Genomic DNA, 23,647 nt, shown 5'->3' with positions numbered 1-23,647 from the left:
GCGACACCATATCACCCTCGCCGGATGCTACAAGGTGAGGCCAGGCCTGTTGCTACAGCGCGCGGCTGCGGGACTTGCGGCGTACCGCCGCAGATTTGCCGGCTTCCGTCGCAGGCAGGAACTGCGCGCCCTGTGCGGCGAGGAATGCGCGCATCGCCTGCGCCGGCGGCAGCAGCACCTTGTCCTTACGGTTGAGCACGAACCATTGCCGGATGATCGGCAGGCCGATCACATCCAGCATCACCAGTCGCCGCTGCTCCAGTTCGGTGGCCACCGTATGTGCGGAGATGAAGGCGATGCCGAGCCCGGCCATCACGGCCTGTTTGATGGTCTCGTTGCTGTCCATCTCCATGCCGATCGTGGCGCGCAAGCCTGCGCTCTCGAACAATTGCTCCATCAATCCGCGCGTGCCCGAGCCGGGCTCACGCGTCAGGAAAGTCTCGCCTGCAAGATCGCTCATGGAGAGGCGCGCCTTGCTCGCGAGGCGATGATCGCTCGGCGCGATGATCACATGCGGATGATCGCCGATCAGGTTCACATCCATGTCGATCCCGGCCGGCGGCCGGCCCATGATCGCGATATCGAGATCGTAGCTGCGCAGACCTGCGATGGTCTCCTCGCGATTGCCGACCGTCAGCAAGATCTCGATCTTGGGATGGAGCTTCGCGAAGGCGGAGATGGCGAAGGGCACGAAGTATTTTGCGGTGCTCACGGCGCCGATGGAGATGCGCCCGCCGGTCTTGCCGGCCATCATGTCCAGCGATGTTGCGCAGGCGGCCATCGCCGCCTCGATCCGTTCCGACAGCGCCAGCACCTCACGGCCGGCATCGGTGAGGACCATCCCGTCGCCAGTGCGCTGGATCAGCGGCAGGCCGGCGAGGCCTTGCAGGTTGCGCAGTTGCAAGGTGACAGCCGGCTGTGTCAGGCGCAGCTTCAAAGCTGCCGCCGTAATACTGCCGCTGGCGGCGACGGCGGCCAGTGCACGCAGCTGGCGGATCGAGATGTCGCGGAAGCGCTTCGTCATATAAGGAAAACTTTCGCCGCCCGATTTTTACGAAAGTTCCTTTATTTGGCCCAGCGGGTCAATATCTGTGGGCAAAATGACCCATTTCTGCCATTCCCGGGCCTTCCGGACGCGGCCATGTGCCAGAAGGAGCCCAGTATTTTGCGGAGATTGCGATGACCGACCACATGCCCCTGTCCCGATATACGGCTGACTACGCCGGACAGGACCCGCTGCGGCTGGCCGTGGCTGCTGCGGTCGATGCCTTTGCCAGGGCCTCCATTGAAATCTCCGACCTGATCGGCTGCGGCGCGCTGGCCGGAATTACCGGTGAGGCACAGGGTGCGCAGAATGCCGATGGCGACGTGCAGAAGGATCTCGATGTCCGCGCCGACGAGATTGTTCGTGCCGCGCTGAAGCCGGTGTCCTGGGCCGCGCTGGCCTCCGAGGAAGCCGAGACGGCGGATATCAGCGACGCCAACGGGCTGCTCGACATTGCCTATGATCCGCTCGATGGGTCGTCGAATATCGAAACCAATATGACGGTCGGAACGATCTTCTCGATCATGCCGACGGCGAAGGGCGCTGTGCCGTTCACGCAAAAAGGCAGCGCGCAGATCGCTGCCGGCTTCGTGGTCTACGGCCCGCAGACCTCGCTGGTCCTCACGCTTGGTGATGGCGTCGAAATCTTCACGCTCGATCGCGCCGCTGGGAGCTACAAGCGCATTCGCCAGCGCGTGCAGATCCCGGCCGAGTGCTCGGAATATGCCATCAATGCGTCCAACCATCGCCATTGGGAAGCGCCGGTGCGCGACTTCGTCGAAGAGTGCCTCGCAGGCGTCGATGGCCCGCGCGGCAAGAATTTCAATATGCGCTGGATCGCAGCCCTGGTCGCCGAGGCCTATCGCATCCTGATCCGGGGCGGCGTGTTTCTCTATCCGTCCGATGCGCGCAAGGGCTATGCCGATGGCCGGCTACGTCTCGTCTATGAAGCGCATCCGATGGCCTTCATCGTCGAACAGGCCGGCGGCGGCGCGACCACGGGCCGTACCCGTATTCTCGATCTTGCGCCGACGGCAATCCATCAGCGCGTGCCGTTGATCATGGGTTCGATCAGCAAGGTGAGACGTATCGAGACCATGCATCTCGATGCCAGCGCGGGACAAGCGCAAGCTGCAGCAGAATAGATAGGGCCTGCACTACACATCCTGTTTTGATCCATTCAAAACATGACAGGCTTGAGGGCTTCTAAGGCCCGTGGTCCCGAAACGGGTTGAGCATGACGCGACCGCGGCCTAGACAATCGCAGGGGTCGCAAAGGATACGCGCATGCTTCCGCAGCAGGTCAAGGTCTCTGATATCACCGACGAGAATTCGGCACAGACCTATCTCAACCAGGCCATCATGACGACATTCTGCCGCGTGCTCGACAGTTCGCGTCTGGCGCCCGATGTGGTCATGCGTCTTCTGGCAACCGCGGTCGGCGCGACCTATCGCGAAGTTGCGGCGGCCCATCAGGACGGCCAGTGCCCTTGCGGATGGCGCCCGGTCCCGGATGCCGATATCGAGGCCCTGCGATCGTCGCTTGAAGGCGCTGCTGCGCCGAAGATGGCTGACGATTTGCACAGCATGGTGATCGCCGGACGGGCGTAGCCGCCAGTCGATCTGCCCTTAAATAAGGCTGCATTTACGCGGAATTGGCCACTGAGGATTACCGCAGATGGCATTTTTGCGTCTGTTCCGCTCTCCCGATCACGTGATTGGGCCAGCGCGATCGACATATGGCAATTCCTTTAGACCTAAACTACTTTGGCCCGATCCTTGAATGTCGAGGAGATCGCGATCGGTGCAAAGTGACCTCATGACATCCTCATCCGCTGCAGTTCTCGACCACACCCCAGCCAACTCGACCGTCTGGCGCGAAGTCGCACGCGCGATCGCCGACATCGGCGCCAAGCGCTGTTTCGGCCTCGTGGGCGGCGCAAACTTCAAGGTGACGCTCGGATTGACAGAGTTCGGTGTCGAGTTTGTCGCTGCGCGCCACGAAGGCGGCGCGGTAAGCATGGCCGATGTGGCGGCGCGTCTGACGCGCGACCTGACCATCGTCAGCGTAACGGCCGGGCCGGGTTTGACTAATGCGATCACCGGCATCGGCGAAGCGGCCAAGAGCGACACGCCTTTGCTCGTTCTCGCAGGTGACGTTGTGCTCGGCGACAAGCAGTCGGCATTTGCCTTCAATCAGTCGGAACTCGTTCACGCGGTCGGCGGCGAGTGGCGGCAGATCGCCGATGCGCAGAGCGCGTATGCCGACACCTGGAAGGCCGCGTCGTTGGCGCTGCGCGAGCGCAAGCCGGTCGTGCTCAGCCTGCCGATCAATGTGCAGGAGATGCCGGTCACGGCGACGATGGGCAAGAAGCATTTGCCTATCATGCCGCGGGTCACGATTAATCCGGCGAAGCTGGATGAACTTGTTGCGACGATCCGGACGTCGAAACGGCCGCTGATTCTGGCGGGTCATGGCGCTGTCGTGGCCGATGCGCAGCCGCTGCTGGTTCAACTGGCCGACAAACTTGGCGCGTTGCTGGCGACGTCGTTGCAGGCGCATGGGATGTTTTCCGGTCATCCGTGGAATCTCGGCGTGGCCGGAGGCTTCTCCTCGAAAGCAACGGCTGAGCTGATCGCGCAGAGCGACATGATCCTCGCCTTCGGCATGTCGCTGAACATGTGGACCACGAAGAAGGGCAAGCTGATCTCGGACTATGCTCAGCTCGTGCAGATTGATGTCGAGAAAGGCCGCATCGGCGTGCATCGCCCCGTCGATCTCGAGCTCGAAGGCGATGCCTCCGCTGTGGCCACTGCCGTGTTGCAGGCGTTTGATAAGGCGCCGCCCAGCGAGGCCGGCTGGCGCACGCCAGCGGTTGCCGCGGTGATGACTGCCAGGGGCAACCACAATCTGGCCTATGACGACACTAGCACTGCCGACCACATCGATCCGCGCACGCTGAGCAAGGCGATGGACGATATCCTGCCGAAGGATCGCACGGTCGTTGTCGACGGCGGACATTTCGTCGGCTGGGTGACACGCTATATCTCCGCGCCTGACCACAAGGGTTGGTGCATTCCGATCGCGTTCCAGTCCATCGGCCTCGGCCTTGCCGGCGCCATCGGTGCGGCAGTGACGCAGCCCGAGCGACTGACCGTGCTCGCAGTCGGCGATGGCGGCTTTCTGATGTCGATCGCGGAGCTGGAAACCGCGGTGCGGCTGAAGAAGCGCATCTGCATCTTCATCTATAACGACAGCGCCTACAGCGCCGAAGTGCATCACTTCGGCCCCGAAGGCTACAATGCGGGCATGGCGCAATTTCCTGTGACCGACTTTGCGGCCATCGCGCGCGGTTACGGCGCCGATGGCGTTGTTGTGCGGACGCTCGCCGATCTCGATGCCGTGAAGAACTGGGTCGCCGATGGTGCGCAGGGCGTGTTCATCGTCGATGGTCGCATCAATCCAAAGCTGATCGCGGATTGGTATAGCGAGATGTTCAGCGGCGCGAACTTGTAATTGGCCTTCTTACCTCTCCCCGCTTGGCGGGGAGAGGTCGGCTGAAGCGCGCGGAGCGCGTGAAAGCCGGGTGAGGGGGAGCGCATGATACACTTAAGCGCAAACCACTAACTCCCCCCTCACCCGAAGGCTCCGCTGCGCTCGCCTTCGACCTCTCCCCGCCTAGCGAAGCTTCGCTTCGCCGGGCGGGGAGAGGTTATGCCGCGGCTTGGTTCGTTGCTTCAACATTCCCCAACCATTCCTTCGCAATGGTCAGATCCGCCTGCGAGAGCTGATGGCCAACCGGCAGCGTGCGGTGCTGTACATCGGCGCCCGCCTTCGTCAGCATCACAGCCAGCCGTTGCGAATTGCTCGGCGGGATGATCGGGTCGGATTGGCCCGACACGATCAGCACTGGCTTGCCGGCGAGATCGGCAACCGGCGCCTCACGCAATGGCACCATCGCCCGCAACAATATGCCGCCGGCCAGCGCCTCGGGGCGCAACAGCATCATCGCCGCGGCGATATTAGCGCCGTTGGAATAGCCGAGCGCGATCGGTGCTTTGATGCCGTAGCGCTTGCGTGCTTCGGTGACGAAGTCCGCAAGGTCATTGGCGCGGCGGCGTACGTCATCCTCGTCGAACACGCCCTCCGCAAGCCGGCGGAAGAAGCGCGGCATGCCGTGCTCCAGCACCTGACCGCGCGGCGACAGCAATGTTGCGCCGGGCGCAATCGCCTCGCCGAGCGGCAGCAGATCGCTTTCGTCACCGCCGGTGCCATGCAGCAGGAGGAGCGGCGTTGCCTCGCGCCGGTTGCCCGGCGCGAAGCGATGAATGTGGGACAGGTCGTTACTCATGACGCCACCTTTTCGGTATCAAGCGACGGCAATACGCGCTCGATCTCGCCGCGATGCTTTTCGAGAAACGCGGGCAGTTTCAGATGCTCGCCGAGGGATTCGACGGGCTCATCCACGGCGAAGCCGGGGATGTCTGTGGCGATCTCGAACAACACGCCGCCGGGTTCGCGGAAATAGACCGAACGGAAGTAGTTGCGATCCTTCTGCTCCGTCGGCTGTTGGCCGTGGGTCTTCACCAGCTTGCTGGCCATCACCTGCTGATCGGCATCATCGACGGCGCGGAAGGCGATGTGATGCACCGAGCCACGGCCCTGACGACCCGGCAGGAAACCACCGGCCTCATAGATGTCGACAATGCCGCCTTCGACACTGTCGGTGCTCAGACGAATGATCGAGCCTTCACGCGCGGTTTCCTTGAAGCCGAACACGTCGGTGAGGATCGCGCTGGTCTTCTCGGCCTTCTCCAGCAGAAGCGTCACGCCATGGAAGCCGCGGATCGCGTGCTCCGCCGGAACGTCGCCATTGCTCCAGCCGGGCTCGTTCTCCGCGCCGGCAACGCCGACCAGAGCGAGGCTCATGCCGTCCGGATCGGTGAAGGGCAGCACGGCTTGGCCGAAGCGCTTTTCGAGCGCCTCATGGGCAATGCCCTTCTCGATGAAGCGATGAGTCCAGTAGCCGAGCGAGCGGGCAGGGACCCGGAACGAAGTCTGCTGGGTCTGGCCCACGCCGCCACGGCCGGGGGCCGCATGCTCCCACGGGAAGAAGGTCAGAATGGTGCCCGGCTTGCCGGTTTCGTCGCCGTAATAGAAGTGATAGGTGCCCGGATCGTCGAAATTGACGGTCTTCTTGACGAAGCGCATGCCCAGCGCGCGGGTGTAAAAGTCGAAGTTCCGCAAGGCGTTACCGGCGATTGCGGTGACATGGTGGATGCCTGACATGGTCTGTCTCCTGGTTAGGAAGGCGTCTCGTCTTCCGTTGCCGGGATAATTGGGTCATCCCCGTTCAAAGACAATCTGGCCATTTGTGACATGACTGTCTATGAATTGGGGACAGTCGGGAATGCTCCATGGATAAGCTCAACAGCCTGCGCGCCTTCGTCAAAGTCGTCGAACTCGGCAGCTTCTCCGAAGCAGGGCGGCAGCTGCGGCTGTCGCGCTCGGCGATCTCGAAATATGTCGGCGAGCTCGAACAGGACCTCGGCGTGCAATTGCTCAACCGCACCACGCGCCATGCCAGCGCGACCGAGAACGGTCAGGCCTATTTCGAGCGCGCGCTGACCATCCTCGCCGATCTCGAAGCCGCCGATCAGGCGGTGGCGCAGGCGCAGTCGACGCCGCGCGGATTGCTGCGCGTCAATGCGCCGATGTCATTCGGCACGCTGCAGCTCGGGCCTGCCATTGCCGATTTCATGGCGCAGTGTCCGGAGCTGCAAATTCAGCTCGTACTCTCGGACGATCAGGTCGATCCGATGCAGGGCGGCTTCGACGTGACCTTGCGCATCGCGGATCTGGAGTCTTCAAGTCTCATCGCGCGAAAAATCGTCGCCATCGATCGCGCGGTTTGCGCGTCGCCGGACTATCTCAAGCAACATGGCACACCGAAGCTGCCGGAGGATCTGCGCAGCCACGCGCTGCTCACCTATGGCTTCCTACTCACGGGCAATCAGTGGAAGCTGACCGGCAGGGATGGCAACGATCACTGGATCCAGCCGAGCTGGACGCTCTGCGTCAACAATGCTGAAGTACTGCGCGATGCCGCGATCAAGGGCAGGGGCGTCGCGCTGCTGCCGACCTTCATTGCCGGCGATGCATTGCGCGCGGGCGCTCTGCGCAGCGTGCTCAATACCTACAAAGCACCGCCGCTGACGCTCTATGCGATCTATCCGCCCACGCGGCACCTCGCCGTGAAGGTGCGCCTGTTCATCGATTTCCTGGTGGCGCGCTTCAGCGGCGTGCCGGAGTGGGATGAGAAGCTCTAGCGCCAGATCGCACGCATGCGGGAATTGATATCCATGCGCACACCCTGCGCTGCCCCGCGGGCGGAATCGGCGGCGGCGACCTGCGGCCAAGTCGTGCGTTCGAACAGGCCGAGCAGCGCTTCGGGAATGAAGCGGGTGCGCGACGCATAGACGTGTCGGTCACCTTGTGCGTGCTGGCCGTGGGTGAAGAAACGCTGCGGTACCATCAGATGCAGGTGTCCTTGGCGCGCGTCATCGCCACATAAAGCAGCCGGCGCTCTTCCTCGATCTCCGCTGATGTCCCGGTGCCCAAATCCGACGGCATGCAGCCGTCGACCACATTCAGCACATAGACAGACTTCCATTCCTGCCCTTTGGCGGAATGGATGGTCGAGAGGATCAGATAGTCCTCGTCGAGCAGCGGAACGCCGGACTGATCGCTGGTCGCGTCCGGCGGATCGAGCGTGAGTTCGGTGAGAAAACGTTCGCGCGACGGATAGCCTGACGCGATCGCTTCGAGCTGGATCAGATCGGCGCGGCGCGTCAGCGAATCCTCGTGAATGCGATCGAGATGCGGCTCATACCAGCGTCGCGCCAGTTCGAGTTCGGCGGGCCAGCCCGCACGGCGTGACTTGATCTCGCTAATGACCTCGACAAAGCCGCGCCAGTCGGTTGCTGCGCGGGGCGGGGCCGGCGCGTGAGCGAGGGCGTCGATCGGATCGGGTGCCGCGATCATGTGATCCAGCGCGCGCTGTGCGGAAGCTGGTCCCACACCGGGTAGCAATTGCATCAGCCGGAAACCGGCGACCCGGTCACGTGGGTTCTCCACGAAACGCAGCAGCGCCAGCATGTCCTTGACATGCGCGGCGTCGAGAAACTTCAGGCCGCCGAATTTGACGAATGGAATGTTCCGCCGCGTCAGCTCCACTTCGAGTGATCCGCTGTGCGACGACGTCCGGAACAGCACGGCCTGTTCCTTCAGCTTCATGCCGCCTTCTCGATTGTCGAGCACACGCGCAACGATGGCGCGGGCCTGATCGGTCTCGTCCCGGATGGTGACGAGTTGCGGCTTGGCAGAGGAGACGCGATCGGTCCAGAGATTCTTCGTATAGCGTTCACGCGCGAGATCGATCACGCCATTGGCCGCCGCCAGGATCGGTTGCGTCGAGCGATAGTTGCGGTCGAGCGTGATGATGTCAGCCGGCGGGCTGAACTGCCCAGGGAAATCCAGAATGTTGCGTACGGTGGCGGCGCGAAACGAATAGATCGACTGCGCGTCATCGCCGACAACGGTGAGGCCCGCCCCGTTGGGCTTCAAAGCCATCAGGATCGCCGATTGCAGGCGATTAGTGTCCTGATATTCGTCCACGAGCACGTGATCGAAGCGACCGCCGATATCGCTAGCCAGTAGCGGTTCGCTCGCCATCTGCGCCCAGTACAGAAGCAGGTCGTCGTAATCGAGCACGTTCTGCTTCTGCTTGGCTTCGACATAGCCGGCGAACAGTTCGCGCAGCTCGGCTGACCACGCCGCGCACCACGGATAGGATGCGCCGAGCACCTGATCGAGTTCGGTCTCGGAATTCACGCAGCGGGAATAGATCGCGAGGCATGTGCCTTTTGTCGGGAAGCGCATCTCGGTTTTGGAGAAGCCGAGTTCGTGCCGGACCAGATTCATCAGGTCGGCGGAATCCTCGCGGTCGTGAATGGTGAAACCGGGATCGAGTCCGATTTGTTCGGCATAGTCCCGCAGGAGCCGCGCGCCGATGCCATGGAATGTGCCAGCCCAGGCCAGCGCATCGGTCATGACGCCGGCATTGTCGCCCATCACTTGGCGCGCGATGCGCTCGACGCGGCGGCTCATCTCGCTGGCGGCGCGACGCGAGAATGTCATCAGCAGGATGCGGCGCGGATCGGCGCCGTTGACGAGCAGATGCGCCACGCGATGGGCGAGGGTGTTGGTCTTGCCGGAACCGGCACCGGCGATGACCAACAGCGGAGCAGACGTGATGCTGTTCCCGTGCGGGAACACGCCATGCTCGACGGCACGGCGTTGTTCTGGATTGAGGGCGTCGAGATAAGAGGCTTGGGCGAGCACGGGATATATCCGAGGTGACGAATCACGCTCGCTGATTCCCGCTTTGTTCGCAATGGACGGTTTGAGGCGCTTTTTTCTCAGCTGTCATCACCCGCGAAAGCGGGTGATCCAGTAAACGCGGTTGCTTGCGAAATGCGCTGACGGCGCCTTGTACTGGATCGCCCGGTCAAGCCGGGCGATGACATCCGAATTTGTAGCGGCTTAAGCCGCCCGCACTTCGCGGAGGAACACATCGACCTGCGTGCGCAGATCTTCGCCGTTGCGTGACAGGTCCGCGGCCGACTCCACCACGCGCGACGCGGCGAGGCCGGTCTCGCGGGCGGCGTCATTGACGCCGGCAATGTTTTGCGAGACCTCGCCGGTGCCGCGGGCGGCTTCGGCGACGTTGCGGGCGATTTCGAGCGTGGCTGCGCCCTGTTCCTCGACGGCGGCGGCGATGGCGCTTGCGATCTCGCTGACGCGGCCGATGGTCGAGGTAATGCTTTGGATCGAACCCACCGAGAGCTTCGTGGCACTCTGAATCGCGCCGACCTGTGCCGAGATTTCGTCCGTTGCCTTCGACGTCTGGGTGGCCAGTGCCTTCACTTCGGAAGCGACGACGGCGAAGCCGCGGCCGGCTTCACCTGCGCGGGCCGCTTCGATGGTGGCATTGAGTGCGAGCAGGTTGGTTTGCGCAGCGATCTCGCTAATCAGCTTGACGACGTCACCGATCTTCTGCGCGGCCTCCGCAAGGCTCTGCACTTCGCTATTGGTGACGTTGGCCTGCGATACCGCATCACCGGCGACGCGGGCAGATTCGTTGACCTGCTGTGCGATCTCGCTGATCGAGGCGTTGAGCTCCTCGATAGCAGCGGCGACTGCCTGAGCGCTCTGCGTGGCCTCCTCGGATGCTGCCGCGACAGCTGCGGTCTGCCGGGTCGATTCCTCGGCGGTGGCCGCCATCGATTGCGCGGTTGTGCGGAGTTCGCCGGCAGCCGAACCAACGGCGGTGACTACGGTACCAACGCTGCCCTCGAAGCGCGAGGCGAGAGCACTCATGGTGTCGCGGCGATCAAGCTGGGCGCGCTCGCGCTGCTCTTCCTGGGCGGCGCGCAGCTGCTCGGTTTCGATCAGCCCGGTCTTGAAGATTCGACGGCGCCGGCCATCGAGCCGATCTCGTCCTTGCGGCCTGCACCCGGCACCGCGATCGTGTGATTACCGCCCGCAATGGTCCGCATCGCAGTTTCGAGTGCGCGGATCGGCTTCGCCATCGAGCGGCCCATGAAGGTTGCGATGGCACCGGCGAGCAGCAGCACGCAGGCAGAAATGATGGCCAGCCAATTCAGCGAGGATCGCATCAGGCTGTGATATCCGCTGGTATCACGGGTGATTTCGAAGACGGCGATGTTGTCGCCCGAAAAGCTCTTGATTGCGCCGAAGGTCGTGGCAACGGGCTTGTTGTCGAGTTCGCCATATTGGGTCACAACTTCGCCGGCAAGCGCGCGACGCAGCATATCGACACCCGGAGCAGCCGACTTCAGGGTGGACGCCAGCGTCTTGCCGGCCTGGCCGTCGATCTGGTGAATGCCGACATCGACACCGAAACGCGACTTCATGGTGTCGACGAAAGTCTTGCCGAACGGAGCGCCGACATCGATCGTGCCGAGAATGGTATCACCATCCATCGCCGGTGCTACGCCAAAGACGTTGAGCGCATCACGGCCGGGCTCGATGCCGCCGACCGACTTCTTGCTGGTCATCGCCTGCACCACCATCTTGCGGCGTTCGGAAACGTTGTCTCCGAAGGTGCCGGGATTGTGGATGCGGGCGAAGCTGATGGCCGGCGGTGTTTGAATGGTGATCAGTTCGAGGCCGCGCGGCTTGATACGCTGATGGGCCTCCTTCAGATTCGCGAGCGCACTGGCACGATCGTTCGCCTTGATGGCGTCCTTGATCGGCTGTGATGACGCGATCGACTCGGCAACTGCGAGCAGCGTGCGCGTTTCGGCATTCAGCGCTGCCGTGAGATTGGCGTAGTCATCATGCGCTTCGCGACTAAGGGCTGTGTCGATGATCGCCTGTTGCTGCCACATGCTGAAGGCAGCGAGCGCGCCGCACGATCCGGCAGCGACGAGCGTGATGGCGACAATCATACGTGCTGAAATAGAATTGAGTGCTTGCATCGACATGCCCCTTGGACCGCGACAAGCAATTTTGCTGCGGCACTGAAATTCCACGTGAAAATAGGGAAGCCGAGTGAAGGAGCCCTTAATTACCTCTGATGTGTAGGTATCCTGGTATCATGATTCCATTATGCCGCAGCAGATTTTGGCTTCGGGCGATGCCAGCATCAGTCGTGATCGAATGTGCGACGATACTAGTGGAGCCGAGACGAGCCATTCCCCGGCGCAAGGCACCGGTCCACGTGCGAGAGAAGAACTGCTGATTTGAGGGGCTTCTGGAGGCGACAGACGGCGCCGAGCTCGGTGGACATCGCGAGAAAATCGGGCGCGGACACGCCTGCCGGTGAGGCCGCGTGACCTGACATGACGATGATCGGGATCTCCGGACGGCACCGATGCGCCAGCTTCATCGTCTCGAGCCCGTTCATCCCGGGCATGAAGATATCGATGATGAGCAGATCGAAATCCGCGTTGCGTAGAATGTGGCGCGCGCGCGGGCCGTCACTCGCGCAGGTGACGCGGTGGCCTTCGCGCTCAAGCATCAATTTGGTGAAGATCTGAACGACCTTGTCATCGTCGACGATCAGGATGCTTGCCATCTGCCGGTCCCCCGGATGCCGTCGCGCCAGTGCGGAGCATGGTTGTCTGGTTACGCACGCATCGCTACATGCCACGTTGCAAATGTGGCTTCTCGTTAAACGCCGCATCGAGCAGCGATCTGTGGACCTGAATATGTCCGTCATAGCTGACGAAGCCGAGCTTGCGAAACTTGTTCATGAAGAAGCTGACGCGCGACCGCGTGGTGCCGATCATCTCCGCCAGCATTTCCTGACTGATGTCGATATCGATGGGATGGCTAGCGCCTCCCTCGCCATAGTGAGCGAGGATCAGCAACAGGCGCGCGAGGCGCTTCTCGCTTGAATTGAACAACTGATCGATCAAGTCTTCTTCGATGCGGTTGTTGCGCGACAGAAGATAGGCGACGAAGAATTCTGCGAAAGCCGGCTCGTCGCGCAGATGGGCGAGCATCGCCGACTTGTTGATGGTAACGATCGTGCAGTCTTCCATCGCCGTCGTTGTGACGGTGCGCAGCGGATGACCATTCAGGCAACCTTCACCGAGGAACTGTCCGGGTTCGAGCAGGCCGACGACGGCTTCCTTGCCTTGTTCAGACAGGACCGTGAGCTTGATACGTCCGCTCAGGATGTAGCAAACAGAATCTGCCGTCTCACCCTGACAAAAGATGTTCTGGTTTTTCTTGTAGTCGGTCGTAACCCTTCCGATGCCGGGACAGGTCAGAAAATACGGCGCATCGAACTCGGCTACAGCAGGAACCTTCAAGGCAGCTAGCCGTGTCATCGCGAATCTCCGGAGATCGATCTTTGCAGGTCAGCGTAAATCTATTCAGGGTTGTATTGTTCCCGCCAGATCTAGTTAAATTGCCGGCATAAGAGATCAAAACGCACATGCGTGAGTGGGAGGATTGATGGGGTCATCAATGCCGATGTGCATATAGATACCACCAGGCGCGTGAGGCGGCGTAGTTACGTCATCGGATTCACTGCCTTGAAACAACTTCCCTCCATGTTGCTACGCAACTTAACGCGCAGATCGTCTGTCATGTCCGCAACACACGCTGCCCTCGAATTGCGAGGGTTAACGAAACGTTTCGATCGGCCAGCTGTCGACGGACTCGATCTCACGGTTCGTGCTGGCGAGTTCTATGCGCTGCTGGGTGCCAACGGAGCCGGCAAGACGACGACATTGCGCATGGTCGCGGGATTGCTGCGTCCCGATGCCGGATCGGTGTCGATACTTGGTATCGACGCGCTCGCCGATCCCGTTGCAGCGAAACAGATCATGGCCTGGGTCTCCGACGAGCCGATGATCTATGACAAGCTGACGCCGCTCGAATATCTCGAATTCGTTGCCGGTCTATGGGGCTGCGATGCTGAAACGGCAGAGCGCACGTCGCATGAATTGTTGGCATCGCTAGGTCTTGGTCCACATCTGCATGAGCGATGCGAAGGCTTCTCCAAGGGGATGCGCCAGAAGGTAGCGCTGGCCGGCGCGCTGGTGCATGAGCCCCGGCTGATCATTCTCGACGAACCTTTGACCGGGCTCGATGCCGTGTCGGCGCGTCATGTCAAAGGCCTGCTGCAGGATCGCGTGCGCGCCGGCTGCACCGTGATCATGACCACGCATATTCTCGAAGTCGCCGAACGCATGGCCGACCGGATCGGTGTGATCGCCGCAGGCAGGCTGATCGCCGAAGGTACGCTTGCCGAATTGCGTCAGCAGAACGGACAGGGCGACACCAGCCTCGAAGACATGTTCGTGGCCCTGGTGGACGGCGCGCCGGTTGCCGCATGACGCCATCCGCCAGCGTGATGTGGTTTGCCGGCCATGAAGTCCGGCTGGCCTGGCGAGAGATGCTGGGCATGCTCACGGCGGGTCGTCGCTGGCGTCCGCGCAGCGTTTCGCTTCTGCTGATTGTCTTCGTGATCTTCCTGCATCTGCCGGCTTATGCGGTGGTCGGCCGTTTCGCAGATGTGCAGACGCCGCTCGATCAATCGACGGCGATTGTCATCACCGCCAGTATCTTCCTCGCCTGGGCGCTCGTTTTGTCGCAGGCGATTGAGTCCGTCACCCGCGTATTCTACGCGCGTGCCGATCTCGATCTCATCATGTCGTCGCCGGCGCCGCTCACCAACCTGTTCTCCGTCCGCATCGCAGCTATCGCGTTGACGGTGACCCTGATGGCGATGTTGCTGGCGACGCCTTTTGTCAACGTACTGGTGATCGGCGGCGGCGCACGCTGGTTCTCCGCCTATGCTGTCGTCATTGCCATGGGCCTGTCGGCGTCTGCGTGCGCTATTGCCATCACTGTCGGATTGTTTCAGCTCTGCGGCCCTGCCAAGACGCGGCTGGTTGCACAGATCATTTCGGCGGTCACTGGCGCAGGTTTCGTCATCCCATTGCAGGTTGCGGCGATTCTCTCTTACGGCACGCTGTCGCGTTTCGCCGTGCTGACCTCCGATGCCGCAGCCGCGTTTGCGCCGGAGGCAGACAGCGTGGTGTGGTGGCCCGCGCGCGCGATGCTTGGCGATATCGCAGCTCTGGTGCCGCTGCTGGCGGCCGGGTTGATCCTGCTGGGAAGCGCCATGGCAATCTTCTCGCCGCGCTTCAGCAACTACGTGGCCAGTGCCGTGCCATTGGCGCAAGTTCGACGCAAGAAAGTCGCAAGACGGTTTCGACCGGGCTCTCGACGTAACGCCTTGCGCCGCAAGGAGTTTATCCTGTTGTGGCGCGATCCGTGGCTGGTCTCGCAAACTCTGATGCAGCTGCTGTATCTGTTACCGCCGGCCCTGATGCTGTGGCGCAGTTTCGGCGAGGGCGCAGGTGCCTTGATCGTGCTGGCGCCGGTGATCGTGATGGCCGCGGGTCAGCTCGCCGGCGGCTTGGCGTGGCTGACAATCTCCGGCGAAGACGCTGCGGATCTGGTCACGACAGCGCCGCTTCCGGCAAACACGATCATCACGGCCAAGGTCGAAGTCGTGCTGGTGATCATCGCCGTGGTGTTCACGCCAATGGTCGCGGGTCTTGCGCTCGTCTCGCTGCGGCTTGCCGCGGTGACGGCATTGGCGACCGTCGTGGCGGCCGCCTCGGCGACAGCCATCCAGCTCTGGTTCAGGGTGCAGGCACGGCGCAGCCAGTTCAGGCGACGTCAGACGTCATCACGCATTGCGACCTTCGCCGAAGCCTTCTCGTCGATCGGCTGGGCTGCGACAGCGGCGCTGGCACTGGTGCTGCCGATTGCCTCGGTGATCTCGGGTGCCATGACGGCAGGTCTCATGGCGCTGACGTGGAAGATCAGTCCTGTCAGGACCTGAAACGACAAAGCCACCCGCGGACACGGATGGCTTTGAAATCAACGATTGGCTCGAAACAACGATCAGGCCACCATCGACATCGGCGCGATGGCGGGGGTGGCTTCGCTAAAAACCTCTTCCGTAACCACGGTAAAACGCACCAGCGGCGTCGGGCCGAAATTGGTGGAGATCGCGACGTCAGCGGCATCGCGACCGCGGGCCATCACGATGCGCCCGATGCGCGGATGATTGTGGCGGGCATCGAACGTGTACCACTTGTTTCCGAGATAGACTTCGAACCAGGCGCTGAAATCCATCGGCGCGGGATCGATGGGCACGCCGATATCGCCGAGATAGCCGGTGCAATAGCGTGCTGGAATGTTCATGCAGCGGCACAGCGTGACAGCGAGATGCGCGAAGTCGCGGCACACGCCGATACGCTCTTCATGACCTTCAAAGGCCGTACGATCATTGCGGGCGTGGTGATAGCCGAACTCGATGCGCTGATGCACGTAATCGACAATGGCCTGGACGCGCGCCACGCCGTCTTCGATATGGCCGAACAGCGACCAGGCAAGATCGGACAGCTTCTGCGTGTCGCAATAGCGGCTGCCGAGCAGGAAGACCATGACATCGTCAGGCAGTTCGCCGACCGCCTGCAGCGGCCCGGACGGCGGAGCCTCATCCGGCAGCCCGCTATCAGAAATCAGAAAGTCATTCTTGATTTCGATCAGTCCGGGCGGTGCGACGATGCGCGTGCAGGTATTGCCGAACATGTCGAGATAGTCGTGCGCCTGTACGTCATGAGAAAACTGGATGCGGTGCGGGCTCTGCAGATCCTTCGCGCGCGAAGGATGGATGCTAAGCATCAGGATCATGGGCGTTTCCTGCAAACACTGGAAAGCGATGTCGTAGCCCGCGCGAATCTTCACTTTTACGTCTCCACTAGCTCGGCAAATCAGGAATTCATCATTGCCAGACAAGTGTAGTCACCAAACATCGTTCCGAGGTTCAGTGACAGGAATGTGCAGAAAATGTGGGCAGCGAGGCCGCGCCGGCCCCGCTGCGCCATAAGCTATTTCTTCAGGGACAACAGCAGCAGCGAGCGGGCAGTTACCTGATACATATGGCCGAACGGGAAATCCTCGCCGCCCTTCGTGTCCGGGATATTGGTATCCACCAGAAGTTCCCAGGCTTGTCCGCCAAACGCCTCGGGCATCGTGAAATCGACCAGTCCTTCGAAGCCGTTGAGAATCATCAGCATGGTCTGATCCTCCGCCGGCTTGTGGATGCCGGTCTTCTGCGCGCGGCCGTCCAGCAGCATGCCGAAGCATTTCATGTTGCCGTCTTTCCAATGTGCGTCTTCCATCGGGCCGCCATTGGCGTTGATCCATGTCACGTCGCGGACGTCGAGATCGGGATCGTGTTCGCCAGTCAGGAAGCGGCTGCGACGCAGGACCGAGCAGCCGCCGAGCAGTTTGATGAGCCGCTTGGTGAAAGCGAGCAGATCCTTGCCCTCGGTCGTCAGGCTCCAGTTGAACCAGGAAATCTCGCTGTCCTGGCAATAGGCATTGTTGTTGCCGTTCTGCGTGCGGCCGAATTCGTCGCCGCCGAGCAGCATCGGCGTGCCCTGAGAGAACAGCAGCGTCGCCAGCATATTGCGCTTCTGGCGTTCGCGCAGGGCGATGATGGCCTTGTCGTCGGTCGGGCCCTCAACGCCGCAATTCCATGAGGCGTTGTTGGAGGAGCCGTCCTTGTTGTTCTCGCCATTGGCCTCATTGTGTTTCTCGTTGTAACTCGCCCAGTCGTTCAGCGTGAAGCCATCGTGGGCGGTGACGAAATTAATGCTGGCCCAGGCGCGGCGACCCTGATGGTTGAACATGTCCGCAGACGCGACGAGACGCGGTGCCAGAGCCGAGACCGGCGCTTTGCCGCGCCAGAAGTCACGCGCAGTATCGCGAAACTTGTCGTTCCATTCCGCCCAGCCGGGCGGGAAACCGCCGACCTGATAACCACCGGGGCCGATATCCCAGGGTTCGGCGATCAACTTCACTGTCGTCAGCAATGGGTCCTGATCGACGGCTTTCAGGAAGCCGCTTTGTTCGGTGAAGCCATAGACTTCGCGCGCCAGGATGGTGCCGAGATCGAAGCGGAAGCCGTCGATATGCATCTCCCGCACCCAGTAGCGTAGGCTGTCCGCCACCATCTGGATGACGCGGGCATTGGACAGGTTCACTGTGTTTCCGGTGCCGGTGTCGTTGATGTAATAGCGTGGCTTGTCCGGAAGCAGCCGATAATAACTGGCATTATCGATGCCCTTGAAGGACAGAGTCGGGCCAAGCTCGTTGCCTTCGGCGGTGTGATTATAGACGACATCGAGGATGACCTCGAGCCCGCCGGCATGCAGCGCTGACACCATCTCCTTGAACTCGCGCAGCGAGTTCGGCACGTCCGATGCGTAGCGCGGATCGGGCGCAAAGAAGCCGATGGAATTGTAGCCCCAGTAATTCACCAGCTTCTTGTTCAGCAGATAGTCGTCATTGATGAAAGTATGGATCGGAAGCAGCTCGACCGAGGTGATGCCGAGGCCGCAGAGATAATCCACCACAGGCTTGCTGCCGAAGCCGGCATAGGTGCCGCGCAGCTTCTCGGGCACGTCGGGATTCAGCTTGGTGAAGCCCTTGACGTGGGTCTCGTAGATGATGGTCTGGTCCCATGGCACCGGCTGCCGGCCGGCCTCGCCAGCCCAGTCGAAGTCGCGATCGACAATCACGCATTTCGGCATGAACGGGGCGGAGTCGCGTTCGTCGAAGGTGGTGTCGTCGCCGCTCTCCATCTTGTAGCCGAATACAGCCGGATTCCATTCGAGCTGCCCGGCATGGGCGCGGGCATAGGGATCGAGCAGCAGCTTGTTCGGATTGAAGCGATGGCCCTTTTCTGGCTCATAGGGGCCATGGACGCGATAGCCGTAAAAGGTGCCGGGGCCGACGTCGGGGATGTAGCCGTGAAACACCTCGTCGGTATATTCCGGCAGCTCGATTCGCGTTTCCTTGTCGCCGTCGAACAGGCAGACCTCGACCTTGGTGGCATTGGCCGAGAAGAGCGCGAAGTTGGTGCCCTTTCCGTCCCAATGCGCGCCAAAGGGATAGGGAAGACCTTCTTCGACTACTCTGTGCGTCACGATTGCCCCACTGTCTGGTGATGAAAATGCGCGGGATAACTGCGCCGCCGCATTTCCGTTGCAATGCAAACAGGCTGTTTCGGAATATATCTTGGCCTGCGAGGGTCGCTAGCCCGGAGTTTTGCTTATGACCGACGTCTCCCATCACAAACGCATCGCATTGCTGGGCGCGCCAGTCGAAGTCGGGGCCTCGCAGCGCGGGACCTTGATGGGGCCGGCGGCCATGCGGACGGCAGGCCTGGGGCCGCTGCTGGAAGAGCTTGGCTTCGAGGTGGAAGACCACGGTGACCTTATGCCACCGTCTGTGCCTCTGTCGACCGATGCGCCGCCGGAGAATGCCAAGCATTACCGTGTGATCCAGAGCTGGATCCAGGCGCTGAGTGCGCGTGCCTACACGCTTGCCAAATCGGGCGCGCTGCCGATCTTCGTGGGCGGTGATCACAGCCTGTCCATGGGATCGGTCAATGGCGTGGCGCGACACTGGCACGAGCAGGGGCGCGAATTGTTCGTGCTGTGGCTCGACGCGCATGCCGATTACAATACGCCGCACACGACCATCACCGGCAACATGCACGGCATGTCCGCGGCCTTTCTGTGCGGCGAGTCCGGTCTGGATGGACTACTCGGTGTGGAGCCTCGGGCCTCGATCAAGCCTGACAATCTCGATCTGTTCGGCATCCGCTCCATCGATAAGCTCGAGAAAGAGCTAGTCCACACGCGCAAGGTGGCCATCGCAGACATGCGGCAGATTGACGAGTTCGGTGTTGGCGTCCTGATCCGCCGCGTCATCGAGCGGGTCAAGGCGCGCAACGGCGTGTTGCATGTGTCCTTCGATGTGGACTTCCTCGATCCCGCGGCAGCGCCCGGCGTTGGCACCATGGTGCCCGGCGGCGCCACCTATCGCGAGGCGCATCTGATCATGGAGCTGCTGCATGATTCCGGGCTGATGTGCTCGTTGGATGTCGTCGAGCTCAATCCGTTTCTCGACGAGCGCGGGCGTACCGCACGGGTGATGGTCGAGCTGGTCGGCAGCCTGTTCGGGCAGCAGATCACCGATCGGCCGACACCGAGCAACGCAATTATACCACCCGGCTAGCTCGCGGTCGGCAAAACCTCGATTGGTTCCGGGTCTTTGCGCGCGTTACGCATGATCGTTTTGTTATCGTCTCGGAACTAACCCTGCAGCGCGGGATTGCTCCCTCATGGTTCACACACAGGAGCACGTCATGATTAAGCATCTTGCCATCATCGCCGTTGCTGCGGCGGGCATCAGCAGCGCAATTCCAGCCAAGGCCCAGGACATCGGCGTGGGCGTCGGTCCGGGCGGCGTGACGGTCGGCGCCGTCGGCCGCGACCGCTATCGGGATGATTATGACCGCGGCTATTACCGTGACCGTCGCGACCGCAACGAGACCGTGATCATCAAGCGCAGCCGCGATCGTGATCGTGGCTATTACGATGGCGGCGTCGAACGTCGTACTATCATCGAACGCTACTAATATTGCGCCGAACGAGAGGCGGCCCTTCCTCGGAAGGGCTGTTTTTTCGTGCGTGATGGAAGCCTCAGAACATTGAGTGACAGGACCATGGCAACTGCAGCGACAGTCTGGTGGCAGGCCGGCACGATCTATCAGATCTATCCGCGGTCGTTTCAGGACTCCAATGGAGACGGCATAGGCGATCTGGCGGGCATCGTCGGCCGGCTTCCCTATCTGCGGCAACTTGGCATCGACGCGATCTGGCTGTCACCGATCTTCCCGTCCCCGATGGCAGACTTCGGCTATGACATATCAGACTATATCGGCATCGATCCGATCTTCGGCACATCGGCCGATTTCGACGCGCTGGTTGCTGCGGCTCACGGTCATGATTTGAAGATCATTCTCGATCTAGTGCCGAACCACACCTCGGATCAGCATCCGTGGTTTGTCGAGAGCCGTTCGTCGCGCGATAATCCCAAACGCGATTGGTATATCTGGCACGATCCGAAGCCGGACGGCAGCGTGCCGACCAACTGGATGTCGGAGTTTGGCGGCAGCTCCTGGCAATATGACGAGGCCACAGGGCAATATTACTATCACGCCTTTCTCGACAAACAGCCGGACCTGAATTGGCGCAATCCTGCTGTTCGCAACGCCATCTATGAGGTGATGCGGTTCTGGATGCGGCGTGGTGTCGACGGATTCCGCGTCGATGTGATCTGGCATCTGATCAAGGACGAAGAATTTCGCGATAATCCGACAAATCCGAATTTTACGGCCGGGCGCCCGCCACATGAGGCTTTCCTGCCGCTCTACTCGACCGATCGGCCGGAGACGCTGGATGTGGTCGCCGAAATGCGCCGCGTTGTCGATGAATTCGACGATCGCGTGCTGATCGGCGAGATCTATCTGCCCTTCGATCGGCTGGTCGCCTATTACGGCAGTGACCTGTCAGGCGCTCATCTGCCGTTCAACTTCGCGCTGCTCTCCGCGCCGTGGAATGCTTTCGCCATCGGCGAATTGATCGCGCGCTACGAAGCCGCGCTGCCGCTCGGCGCCTGGCCGAACTGGGTGCTCGGCAATCACGACCGGCCGCGCGTCGCCAGCCGGGTTGGCATGGCTCAGGCGCGCGTCGCCGCGATGTTGCTGCTGACGCTGCGCGGGACGCCGACGCTATACTACGGCGACGAAATCGGCATGAAGCAGGTGCCTATTGCACCGGATCAGGTTCAGGATCCGTTCGAAAAGAACGTGCCTGGGATCGGTCTCGGCCGCGACGGATGCCGCACGCCGATGCAATGGGGTGCCACCGAGCATGCGGGTTTCACGACCGGTGAGCCCTGGCTGCCGCTGGACACGGACTACCACCATCAGAATGCCGCTGCTCTCGCGGCCGATCCCCATTCGATTCTCAGCCTCTATGTGAAGCTGATCGACTTGCGCAAGCACATGCCTGAACTGGTGTTCGGCGGCTATGAGCCTGTGGACGCTGAGGGCGATGTGCTGGCCTATCGGCGCGTCTATGACGGGCAGACGGTTCTGATCGCCCTCAATCTGAGTGGCGAGCCGGCGTCATTGCATGTGGGGGGCGGTGAAATCCTGCTGGCGACAGGCCTCGATCGCCATGGTGAGAATGTTTCGGGCGCACTGGAGTTATCAGGCAATGAAGGCGTGATCGTCAGGCTGCGGTGAGTAAATTGCACCGCCGTCATGCCTGGGACAAGCTCGGGCATGACGCGAATTTAGTGCAAGGCGTATAAAAGCAGAAGGCGCCGCCGATGTCTCGGCGGCGCCTTGATGCTTGCGAGGCTGCGTAGAGCCGGGCGCTCAGTCCAGACCGATCGTGGTCAGGTCCTGGAACCAGTGCTGGGCCTGCACGAACTTCTTCACCTTCGGCGACAGCGCATGCGGGTTGGTGTCGTGGACGACCCAGACCAGCACGGCATCGTCGACGATCTGCGCATGGGCTTCGGCCAGCAACTCGTCCTGCTTCTTCGGATCGAAGGTGTTCTTGGCTTCGTCGATCAGCGCATCGACCTTCGGGTTCTTGTAGCCGCCCCAGTTCACGCCGACCGGTGCGATCTGGCCGGAGTGGAAGAAGCGCACGATAGCGTACAAGGGATCGGAGGTGACGTAAGCGATGTTGTTGGACGTGATGCCCTTCATGCTCTCGTCAGCCGCGCCCTTGCGCCACGCGGTGTAGAGAACTTCGAGCTCGACGACCTTGAACTCGACCTCGACGCCGATTTCCTTGAAGCTCTGCTGCAGGAATTCGTTGATCGGCAACGACAGCATCTGGCCGGTACCGCCATTGGCAATGATGAAGGTCGCCTTCAATGGCTTGTCCGGGCCGTAGCCCGCTTCCTTCACCAGCTTCTTGGCTTCGGCAAGATCATACTTGATCTTGAATGTCGGCTTGCCAAACCACGGGCTCGACGGATCGACCTGGCCAATGGCGGGCTTGGCGAGACCGTTCATCAGCGCGACGACGGCATCGCGATCGATGGCGAGGTTGAGTGCCTTGCGCAGGCGGACGTCGGTCCAGGGCGAACCCGGCAGCACGCTGAGGTGATAATTCCAGACATGCGGCGTGACGTTATCGACGATCTTCATGCCGGCGCCCTTGAGCTGCGGCACAGCGTCGGGAGCAGGGGTCTCGATCAGATCGACCTGACCGGCGAGCAGCGCATTGGTGCGGGTGAGGGCTTCCGGCATCGGCACGAGCACGAGCTTGTCAGCTTTCGGAATGCGCTTCTTGTCCCAATAATCCGGATTCTTGCTGAGCTCGGCGAGCTCGCGCGGAACGAGCTTGGTCAGCTTGAACGGGCCGGTGCCCGAGGGCTGCGACGCGAACTTGTCCCAGTCCTTGCCGACCTTCTCATACTGCGCCGGGCTGGAGACCAGGAACCACAGCATCTGATAGGGGAAGAAGCTGTCGACGCTCTTGGTGGTGATCTCGACGGTGCCGTCATCGATCTTGGCGTAGCTGGCAACCGAGGGCAGGCGGGTCTTCACCTGCGCGCTCTGGCGCTTGTCGAATTGCGGCGCCTTCTCGTTCAGCACCTTGTCGAGATTCCAGATCACCGCATCGGCGTTGAAGTCGCTGCCGTCGTGAAACTTCACGCCCTTGCGCAAAGTGAAGCGCCACTTGGTCTTGTCGGTGTCGTCGACCTTCCATTCGGTGGCGAGGCCGGGAATGAGTTTGCCGGGACGATCGGCGACATCCATTTCCCAGGCGACGAGCGGATCGTAGATCGTGTAGCCGGTGAACTGGTAGCCTCCGGCGCCGCGATCAGGCTGGCCTGTGGTCAGCGGCACGTCCGCCATCGAGATGCCATAGCGCACCACCGTTTCGGCTTGCGCCGGCGCGGCTGCACCTATGGCGACGGCGATGGCCGCAACAAATAACGAGCTTCGAACGCGCATAAACCAGACTCCGTATGGTGGGATATTGTCTGCCAGATACCTGCAATCCTGATGCCAGATTGGGCAGGCGGAACGG

At 61.6% G+C, this 23,647-nt stretch carries 17 protein-coding genes and 2 pseudogenes; 9 read left to right on the top strand and 10 right to left on the bottom strand.

Going from position 1 to position 23,647, the window contains the following annotated elements:
* Positions 1-52: 52 nt before the first annotated feature.
* Complete coding sequence (locus AB8B20_RS14755; RefSeq protein ID WP_439074837.1) at positions 53-1,024, bottom strand: LysR family transcriptional regulator; 972 nt, start codon at positions 1,022-1,024, stop codon at positions 53-55.
* A 155-nt stretch (positions 1,025-1,179) separates the two neighbouring features.
* Here AB8B20_RS14755 and AB8B20_RS14750 point away from each other — a divergent pair, with 155 nt between their 5' ends.
* The 3 genes from AB8B20_RS14750 to AB8B20_RS14740 all read left to right on the top strand — a co-directional run bounded on the left by AB8B20_RS14750 (position 1,180) and on the right by AB8B20_RS14740 (position 4,562).
* Complete coding sequence (locus tag AB8B20_RS14750) at positions 1,180-2,190, top strand: class 1 fructose-bisphosphatase (RefSeq protein WP_439074838.1); 1,011 nt, start codon at positions 1,180-1,182, stop codon at positions 2,188-2,190.
* A 142-nt stretch (positions 2,191-2,332) separates the two neighbouring features.
* A complete protein-coding gene (locus AB8B20_RS14745) occupies positions 2,333-2,656 on the top strand; it encodes a hypothetical protein (protein ID WP_175365610.1) in 324 nt (107 codons plus the stop codon).
* A 208-nt stretch (positions 2,657-2,864) separates the two neighbouring features.
* Positions 2,865-4,562 carry a thiamine pyrophosphate-binding protein gene (locus AB8B20_RS14740; protein ID WP_439074839.1) on the top strand — a complete coding sequence of 566 codons (1,698 nt, stop codon included), beginning with the start codon at positions 2,865-2,867 and terminating at the stop codon, positions 4,560-4,562.
* A 196-nt stretch (positions 4,563-4,758) separates the two neighbouring features.
* Here the strand turns inward: AB8B20_RS14740 and AB8B20_RS14735 are convergent, their stop codons facing one another.
* Together AB8B20_RS14735 and AB8B20_RS14730 are read right to left on the bottom strand one after the other, a co-directional pair.
* The gene (locus tag AB8B20_RS14735; protein WP_439074840.1) at positions 4,759-5,397 is read right to left on the bottom strand and encodes an alpha/beta hydrolase; all 639 of its coding nucleotides are present in this window, start codon (positions 5,395-5,397) and stop codon (positions 4,759-4,761) included.
* Positions 5,394-6,335, bottom strand: a complete 942-nt coding sequence (locus AB8B20_RS14730; RefSeq protein ID WP_439074841.1) for a ring-cleaving dioxygenase — start codon at positions 6,333-6,335, stop codon at positions 5,394-5,396. The genes AB8B20_RS14735 and AB8B20_RS14730 overlap by 4 nt, the downstream gene beginning before the upstream one ends.
* Positions 6,336-6,463: 128 nt before the next feature.
* Between AB8B20_RS14730 and AB8B20_RS14725 the strand changes: the two genes are divergently transcribed.
* Positions 6,464-7,375, top strand: a complete 912-nt coding sequence (locus AB8B20_RS14725; RefSeq protein ID WP_439074842.1) for a LysR substrate-binding domain-containing protein — start codon at positions 6,464-6,466, stop codon at positions 7,373-7,375.
* Here AB8B20_RS14725 and AB8B20_RS14720 read toward each other — a convergent pair.
* The 4 genes and pseudogenes from AB8B20_RS14720 to AB8B20_RS14705 all read right to left on the bottom strand — a co-directional run bounded on the left by AB8B20_RS14720 (position 7,372) and on the right by AB8B20_RS14705 (position 12,970).
* Positions 7,372-9,449, bottom strand: a pseudogene (locus tag AB8B20_RS14720) (ATP-dependent helicase). The gene AB8B20_RS14725 and the pseudogene AB8B20_RS14720 overlap by 4 nt on opposite strands.
* Before the next feature lie 201 nt (positions 9,450-9,650).
* A pseudogene (locus tag AB8B20_RS14715) lies at positions 9,651-11,611 on the bottom strand (methyl-accepting chemotaxis protein).
* A 194-nt stretch (positions 11,612-11,805) separates the two neighbouring features.
* Positions 11,806-12,210, bottom strand: a complete 405-nt coding sequence (locus tag AB8B20_RS14710; protein WP_175365617.1) for a response regulator — start codon at positions 12,208-12,210, stop codon at positions 11,806-11,808.
* 64 nt (positions 12,211-12,274) lie between these two features.
* Entirely contained in the window at positions 12,275-12,970 is a 696-nt protein-coding gene (locus AB8B20_RS14705) for a Crp/Fnr family transcriptional regulator (RefSeq protein ID WP_309943519.1), read from the bottom strand.
* Between the two features lie 225 nt (positions 12,971-13,195).
* Here AB8B20_RS14705 and AB8B20_RS14700 point away from each other — a divergent pair, with 225 nt between their 5' ends.
* Together AB8B20_RS14700 and AB8B20_RS14695 are read left to right on the top strand one after the other, a co-directional pair.
* On the top strand, positions 13,196-13,984 hold the full coding sequence (locus AB8B20_RS14700) for an ABC transporter ATP-binding protein (RefSeq protein WP_439075062.1): 789 nt from the start codon (positions 13,196-13,198) through the stop codon (positions 13,982-13,984).
* A complete protein-coding gene (locus AB8B20_RS14695) occupies positions 13,981-15,504 on the top strand; it encodes a permease (RefSeq protein WP_439074843.1) in 1,524 nt (507 codons plus the stop codon). The genes AB8B20_RS14700 and AB8B20_RS14695 overlap by 4 nt, the downstream gene beginning before the upstream one ends.
* A 62-nt stretch (positions 15,505-15,566) precedes the next feature.
* On the opposite strand, the gene AB8B20_RS14690 is transcribed toward AB8B20_RS14695, so the two are convergent.
* Both AB8B20_RS14690 and glgX read right to left on the bottom strand, forming a co-directional pair.
* Positions 15,567-16,415 (bottom strand): transglutaminase-like domain-containing protein, encoded by an 849-nt coding sequence (locus tag AB8B20_RS14690; RefSeq protein WP_093757063.1) that lies wholly within the window; start codon positions 16,413-16,415, stop codon positions 15,567-15,569.
* A 143-nt stretch (positions 16,416-16,558) separates the two neighbouring features.
* Positions 16,559-18,664 carry a glycogen debranching protein GlgX gene (glgX, locus tag AB8B20_RS14685; protein ID WP_439074844.1) on the bottom strand — a complete coding sequence of 702 codons (2,106 nt, stop codon included), beginning with the start codon at positions 18,662-18,664 and terminating at the stop codon, positions 16,559-16,561.
* 127 nt (positions 18,665-18,791) lie between these two features.
* On the opposite strand from glgX, the gene rocF reads away from it, so the two are divergent.
* From rocF to AB8B20_RS14670, 3 genes are all read left to right on the top strand, one after another.
* On the top strand, positions 18,792-19,760 hold the full coding sequence (gene rocF, locus AB8B20_RS14680; protein WP_439074845.1) for an arginase: 969 nt from the start codon (positions 18,792-18,794) through the stop codon (positions 19,758-19,760).
* Between the two features lie 130 nt (positions 19,761-19,890).
* Positions 19,891-20,163, top strand: coding sequence for a hypothetical protein (locus AB8B20_RS14675; RefSeq protein WP_439074846.1), 273 nt, complete (start codon positions 19,891-19,893; stop codon positions 20,161-20,163).
* An 87-nt stretch (positions 20,164-20,250) separates the two neighbouring features.
* A complete protein-coding gene (locus AB8B20_RS14670; RefSeq protein WP_439074847.1) occupies positions 20,251-21,837 on the top strand; it encodes an alpha-amylase family glycosyl hydrolase in 1,587 nt (528 codons plus the stop codon).
* 135 nt (positions 21,838-21,972) lie between these two features.
* Here AB8B20_RS14670 and AB8B20_RS14665 read toward each other — a convergent pair whose 3' ends face one another.
* Positions 21,973-23,571, bottom strand: a complete 1,599-nt coding sequence (locus AB8B20_RS14665; RefSeq protein ID WP_439074848.1) for an ABC transporter substrate-binding protein — start codon at positions 23,569-23,571, stop codon at positions 21,973-21,975.
* Positions 23,572-23,647 lie beyond the last annotated feature (76 nt).

The sequence above is a fragment of the Tardiphaga sp. 866_E4_N1_4 genome, assembly GCF_052076075.1.
In the GTDB taxonomy this organism is placed as follows: Bacteria; Pseudomonadota; Alphaproteobacteria; order Rhizobiales; family Xanthobacteraceae; genus Tardiphaga; species Tardiphaga robiniae.
This window is presented reverse-complemented; position numbering and strand designations above follow the sequence as displayed.

What these genes read in the sequence shown, in the direction of transcription:
- AB8B20_RS14745 (WP_175365610.1), top strand. Translation starts at nt 2,333, where the DNA reads ATGCTTCCGCAGCAGGTCAAGGTCTCTGATATCACCGACGAGAATTCG.
- AB8B20_RS14695 (WP_439074843.1), top strand. Translation starts at nt 13,981, where the DNA reads ATGACGCCATCCGCCAGCGTGATGTGGTTTGCCGGCCATGAAGTCCGG.
- AB8B20_RS14755 (WP_439074837.1), bottom strand. Translation starts at nt 1,024, where the DNA reads ATGACGAAGCGCTTCCGCGACATCTCGATCCGCCAGCTGCGTGCACTG.
- AB8B20_RS14675 (WP_439074846.1), top strand. Translation starts at nt 19,891, where the DNA reads ATGATTAAGCATCTTGCCATCATCGCCGTTGCTGCGGCGGGCATCAGC.
- AB8B20_RS14710 (WP_175365617.1), bottom strand. Translation starts at nt 12,210, where the DNA reads ATGGCAAGCATCCTGATCGTCGACGATGACAAGGTCGTTCAGATCTTC.
- AB8B20_RS14665 (WP_439074848.1), bottom strand. Translation starts at nt 23,571, where the DNA reads ATGCGCGTTCGAAGCTCGTTATTTGTTGCGGCCATCGCCGTCGCCATA.
- AB8B20_RS14740 (WP_439074839.1), top strand. Translation starts at nt 2,865, where the DNA reads ATGACATCCTCATCCGCTGCAGTTCTCGACCACACCCCAGCCAACTCG.
- AB8B20_RS14730 (WP_439074841.1), bottom strand. Translation starts at nt 6,335, where the DNA reads ATGTCAGGCATCCACCATGTCACCGCAATCGCCGGTAACGCCTTGCGG.
- AB8B20_RS14725 (WP_439074842.1), top strand. Translation starts at nt 6,464, where the DNA reads ATGGATAAGCTCAACAGCCTGCGCGCCTTCGTCAAAGTCGTCGAACTC.
- AB8B20_RS14670 (WP_439074847.1), top strand. Translation starts at nt 20,251, where the DNA reads ATGGCAACTGCAGCGACAGTCTGGTGGCAGGCCGGCACGATCTATCAG.
- AB8B20_RS14700 (WP_439075062.1), top strand. Translation starts at nt 13,196, where the DNA reads ATGTTGCTACGCAACTTAACGCGCAGATCGTCTGTCATGTCCGCAACA.
- rocF (WP_439074845.1), top strand. Translation starts at nt 18,792, where the DNA reads ATGACCGACGTCTCCCATCACAAACGCATCGCATTGCTGGGCGCGCCA.
- AB8B20_RS14735 (WP_439074840.1), bottom strand. Translation starts at nt 5,397, where the DNA reads ATGAGTAACGACCTGTCCCACATTCATCGCTTCGCGCCGGGCAACCGG.
- AB8B20_RS14705 (WP_309943519.1), bottom strand. Translation starts at nt 12,970, where the DNA reads ATGACACGGCTAGCTGCCTTGAAGGTTCCTGCTGTAGCCGAGTTCGAT.
- AB8B20_RS14750 (WP_439074838.1), top strand. Translation starts at nt 1,180, where the DNA reads ATGACCGACCACATGCCCCTGTCCCGATATACGGCTGACTACGCCGGA.